At 33.5% G+C, this 4,599-nt stretch carries 5 protein-coding genes; 3 read left to right on the top strand and 2 right to left on the bottom strand.

All coding sequences use genetic code 11. From position 1 onward, the window contains the following. The first annotated feature begins 161 nt into the window (after positions 1-161). Complete coding sequence (locus tag NtB2_RS08435; RefSeq protein WP_109246507.1) at positions 162-2,162, top strand: prenyltransferase/squalene oxidase repeat-containing protein; 2,001 nt, start codon at positions 162-164, stop codon at positions 2,160-2,162. 7 nt (positions 2,163-2,169) lie between these two features. Here the strand turns inward: NtB2_RS08435 and NtB2_RS08440 are convergent, their stop codons facing one another. Together NtB2_RS08440 and NtB2_RS08675 are read right to left on the bottom strand one after the other, a co-directional pair. Beyond that, positions 2,170-2,424 (bottom strand): hypothetical protein, encoded by a 255-nt coding sequence (locus NtB2_RS08440; protein WP_125195011.1) that lies wholly within the window; start codon positions 2,422-2,424, stop codon positions 2,170-2,172. Positions 2,425-2,785: 361 nt separating this feature from the next. Beyond that, the gene (locus tag NtB2_RS08675; protein ID WP_165814990.1) at positions 2,786-2,950 is read right to left on the bottom strand and encodes a hypothetical protein; all 165 of its coding nucleotides are present in this window, start codon (positions 2,948-2,950) and stop codon (positions 2,786-2,788) included. 90 nt (positions 2,951-3,040) lie between these two features. Between NtB2_RS08675 and NtB2_RS08445 the strand changes: the two genes are divergently transcribed. After that, complete coding sequence (locus NtB2_RS08445) at positions 3,041-4,285, top strand: SIR2 family protein (RefSeq protein WP_109246509.1); 1,245 nt, start codon at positions 3,041-3,043, stop codon at positions 4,283-4,285. Then, positions 4,275-4,475: a hypothetical protein gene (locus NtB2_RS08450; protein ID WP_109246510.1), complete on the top strand. Its 201-nt coding sequence runs from the start codon at positions 4,275-4,277 to the stop codon at positions 4,473-4,475. The genes NtB2_RS08445 and NtB2_RS08450 overlap by 11 nt, the downstream gene beginning before the upstream one ends. Positions 4,476-4,599 lie beyond the last annotated feature (124 nt).

A 4,599-nucleotide genomic window follows, 5' to 3' on the forward strand; every position in this document is an offset into this window, starting at 1 on the left:
CGGAACACTTTGCCCTGAGTCATAGAGTTCTACTAGCGTTTCTTTGAAACCTTGTTCATATCGTTTAACCATAAATTGAGTGTACCAAATTACCTAAACGGCTGTCCATTTTTCTAGGATAACATCAGTATGAAAAAATTCACGAATATATTACAGAATGGTTGAGTAATCAAAAAGAAGATCTCGTTGAAATTAAAGAACAATACGATTATCCAACTGACATTGGAGGAATCAAGACAAGTCAAGTATGGTATCAAGTAGCAAATGTTTTATACTATGTTGGGAATAAGAGAAATGACGAACAATTGTTAAAACTTGCCGATAACATATCTAATACAGTTGATAAACACATGTTTGATTCGAATAAAAATACTTATTTGTCTAAAATGAGTGCTGATTGGAACTATTCTGTAGATGGATTAATTGATAATGTAACCCTAGTCCTTTCAGCAATTTACAAACTTCAAAAATATCTAAGAACCCCTGATGAAAAAAAATTAAAAAAATTAAATCAACAAATTTCAAAAGTAGAAAAAATTATCGTTGAAAAAAGTCATATCATTTCTGTGAAAAATTTAGATAATTCCCTTAGTATTGATTCTAAAGTTTCACTTCTAGGACAAAGTTTCTTGATTTTATTATATAAAGGGTTATATAACGAATTTAAAGAAAATAAGTATGAAATACTTATGAGCAATGCTATTGATTATGTAAATTCTCATTTTTGGGATAAAAAGTATTCAGGTTATTTTTCATTTGTAGACATAGATGGGAAAATAAGAATACACAAGGAATTTGTAGTCTTGCTTACTCCTAAAACCCCTGCAAAATATATATTCGAAAATTCTTTATTCTTAGTTGCTTCAAGCGAAACGCCTTTTTCGAATACACAGAGGTACCAAGAAGCGATGGAATATTTGCTTTCCTTAAATGATACAGCTAATGGTGGATTCTTTATAGCAGAAGGATATTTTTGGGCGGCTCCTGGAATTCCTGTAGGTCCATTTCTTCGCTCGGTATCTCCAACGGTAGATACTGCTGGAGTCGTTTATTTTGGTTCTACAAAATTTGTACATTTTTCTAACAAGTATCCTATGACACAGGCATTGTGCTTATTAGCACTTAAAAACGTAAAAATAGATTCTTCAAAAACTAAAGATGAAATAATCACTAAGTCCTCTTTAACGCCTCATTTCTCTAATATTGGTTATCAACCTGTTTCTCACAAAAAAGTAGATCTTTCAGAATATATAGATGTTAAAAAGCATTTAAGATGGGTCTCAAACCTATATACACCTGGACAAGGTTTTGGTTGGACTCCTTATGTATCACCTTTAGGGGTAAAGGCAAATAAAACTTCAGCAGTATTTGGTACACAACACGCCTTAGCTAATCTTCGCATTTTAGATGAAACAATGATTCCTAATAGTGAATCATTGTCATATTGGATTAGTTTAACGCAAGCAGAAAACGGAGCATTTTCAGAAAGTCCTGGGGAAGTAAGTGATGTGCTTTATACATATCTCGCCATTAATGCTCTCAGTATTATTGGAATGACGGATATTGTAGATAAAAGCAAGTGTATTGACTACCTTAAGTCTTGTCAAAATGAAGATGGAGGATTTGGAATAAATCCTGGTTTTAAGAGTGATATGTTTCATTCTAACCTTGTACTAGCTACCTTATATACACTTGGAGTTGAGCCAGATTCCAATGAAGGAATATTAAACTATACAAATTCTGCTTTAAGAGAAGATGGGGGTTACTCAGAGTACTCAAAAGGTACATCCGATACCTATTCTTGCTATCGAGCTATTTCAACGTACTTTATGTATGGCTTGGATATTCCAGATAAAAATAAAACGATACAGTTTTTGAAAGAATGTCAAAACGCCGATGGAGGATTTGCACAAGATAACGTGGGTAGTTCAAGTCTGATTGCAACCTATCACGCAGTTGCCGCACTTTATATGCTGGATTCAGCACCCGACGACGTGAATAATTGCATTAACTTTTTAAGTTCCTGTCAAGCCCCAGATGGAGGAATTGCCAACATTCCTGGAGCAAGTACAGGAACGATTGATGAAGGTTTCGCAGGAATACAATCGTTGGCTATGCTTACAAACCAACTGGATAAATCCTATGCTTCTATAATATCTTAAACCATTTTTAATTATTTCTATTTATCTGTATTGTGAGATTCTCAAGTGGTGTTTGTTCTTCAAAAGCAGAAGTAAAAATTCCGTCAATGATTTGAATGTAATCTTCCCGATAAACTTTTGATTGGCCTGGGAACCCATTTTCATCTAACTTCCAGTAAAGAGGTGTCCCATCGAAATCCACCTTATTTTGTTTCGTCGTTAAATAAGTGAGCTGCTCAATCTTATCTACGAGCGCTTTATCTTGTAACAGTTCTTGAATCATTTTCAAATTTTGCAAGGTTTGCTTGATTATTTCGGTGCTTCTCATGATGGCTAGTTTCTGATTTTTTTTGACAACAAGCATCTGAAAAAATTCAAAAGTTGATTCATAAGGATACTAAATATTAGAATTAGAAATTCGTCATGTCATATTAGGGCTGGCGTTTTTTATTGTCATCATAATTTTCAAATTTTGAACGCGATGTTTAATTTTTAGAAAGCGGATGTAGGACGAATAGAAGTTATCTTTCTTTATAGATACGTGGTATAATTATACATAGAAATTAGCTTGAGGGGATTTAATGAAATCCATAAAGTTTTGTTTGGTTTTGAAAAAACAGAAAGCATGAGAAGTTTGAACACCATCACATATAATCCCAATGAGGACGACCACTTTTGCTTTTATTTTCCCGTTTTTCATTGTGGGACAGGACGGAAACTTTCCATGGAATCGTGGCGTTCAGTCGCTCCAGCGAATCACCTTTTGCACTAATTTGTTCTAACAAAAACTTATCTCTGAAAAATTCCATGCTTTCCTCGACTTTCTGATGCTATTATCTCATAATTTTGGGCTGGAGGGCGGAGGCTTTTGGAGGTACCCTTAAGAAAATAGGTATAAAATGGGAAACGAAAAGATTTTTACTGCAAAGCAGTTCAATAGCTATTCCAAAGATGGAGAAGATTTTAAGAAGAATGGAGAAACAATTCCATCAGATTCAGAAAATCCAATGACAGAGAAACAGTTTAAGCAGCTAGTGGCAACTGAAGTTCAAAAATTTATTAACCGTTCATTTGACAACATTGTCGTTTTGGTCGGTGCTGGAGCTTCTGTTGTAATTAATGATTCTGGAATTGATAAACGTTACGGGAAAACAGTCGCTATGATTGCTCAAAATGTATATGGACAGCTAGAAAATGGAACACATTCCTTTCAAGAAGAGGAACAAACTGATGTTTTCAAACTTGAAGAACTGATTGAAAAGAGCCAGTATCCTAATCAGCTAGAATTTGACGATGAAAATAAGTTGAAAAATTTTGATTTGGAAGATTTTTTATCGTATATTATTTCTTTTCAAAAATTTGCTATAAGTGATGATAAGCAGAAACTTCTTGACACCATTCGTGCAATTCAAAAGATTATTGTTACTGATGTTTCTTATGACCATGATAAAGATGTTTTTAAGCATATCAGCTTTTTGAATATCTTATCAAACTTGACAAAGTCTGAAAACAAGTTAAATATTGTGACGACAAACTATGACACACTTTTAGAAGATGCGGCAGAAAGTGCAAAATATACAGTGTTTGATGGTTTTTCTTTTTCACGCATACCTAAATTTGACAGTGATAATTTTGATTGGTCTTTAGTAAAAAATGTTTCTGCTGTGAAAACGCACGAACTAGTTTACAAGAGCAACGTAATCAATCTACTAAAGATTCACGGTTCAATCACATGGGAAGAATCAAAATCTGGAAAAAATATCATCCGAAAGAATGAAGGGAACGTTGAACATCCAGTTATGGTATTTCCAAGCTCTGATAAATATGCTCAGAGTTATCAAAGACCCTATTTTGATTTATTCACAAAATTTCAAGAGTTGCTAAAAAAACCAAATACTCTTTTGATTAGCACAGGTTTTAGTTTTTCAGATAATCATATCTCGCAGATGATACTCTCAGCTATTAAGAATAATGAAAGTCTTTCTGCTTTGATTACAGACTTTAATATTGATTCTGAAGACAAAAATGAAAATTGGAAAGAACTCGAAAAAGATATGGACGCTAATTACTCAATCGCTTTTCTCAAAGCCACAATGAATACGGATTTGACAGATTTTCTGGGAGGAAAAGTTAATGACGATTGAACAGTATTACTCAGGAATCGATAAGTCAAACTTCTACCTGGGACTTATTTCTCAAGTTTATCGCGGTAACAGCTATATTCAAGTGGAAAATTTAAGTTTGCTTAATCATCGGAAGATTAAATTGGAGACTTTAATCCCAAATACGATTAATTATTTTGTCATGATTGATAGTGTACAAGGTTTATTTTGACATTAAGTCAAGAAACTAGACACCAAAATAGGTAAATTACCTTTCTGCCTATGCGGCTAATTTTTGTTGTTTATGTTCAAATTCATTGGGCGTTAAATAATTGAGCCCTTGATGAATCCGATTT

The organism is Lactococcus termiticola (assembly GCF_003116835.1).
Taxonomy (GTDB): Bacteria; Bacillota; Bacilli; order Lactobacillales; family Streptococcaceae; genus Lactococcus; species Lactococcus termiticola.

Bases quoted from the DNA above. Each gene is read 5' to 3' on its own strand.
- NtB2_RS08445 (WP_109246509.1), top strand. From the start codon at position 3,041: ATGGGAAACGAAAAGATTTTTACTGCAAAGCAGTTCAATAGCTATTCC.
- NtB2_RS08675 (WP_165814990.1), bottom strand. From the start codon at position 2,950: ATGGAATTTTTCAGAGATAAGTTTTTGTTAGAACAAATTAGTGCAAAA.
- NtB2_RS08440 (WP_125195011.1), bottom strand. From the start codon at position 2,424: ATGATTCAAGAACTGTTACAAGATAAAGCGCTCGTAGATAAGATTGAG.
- NtB2_RS08450 (WP_109246510.1), top strand. From the start codon at position 4,275: ATGACGATTGAACAGTATTACTCAGGAATCGATAAGTCAAACTTCTAC.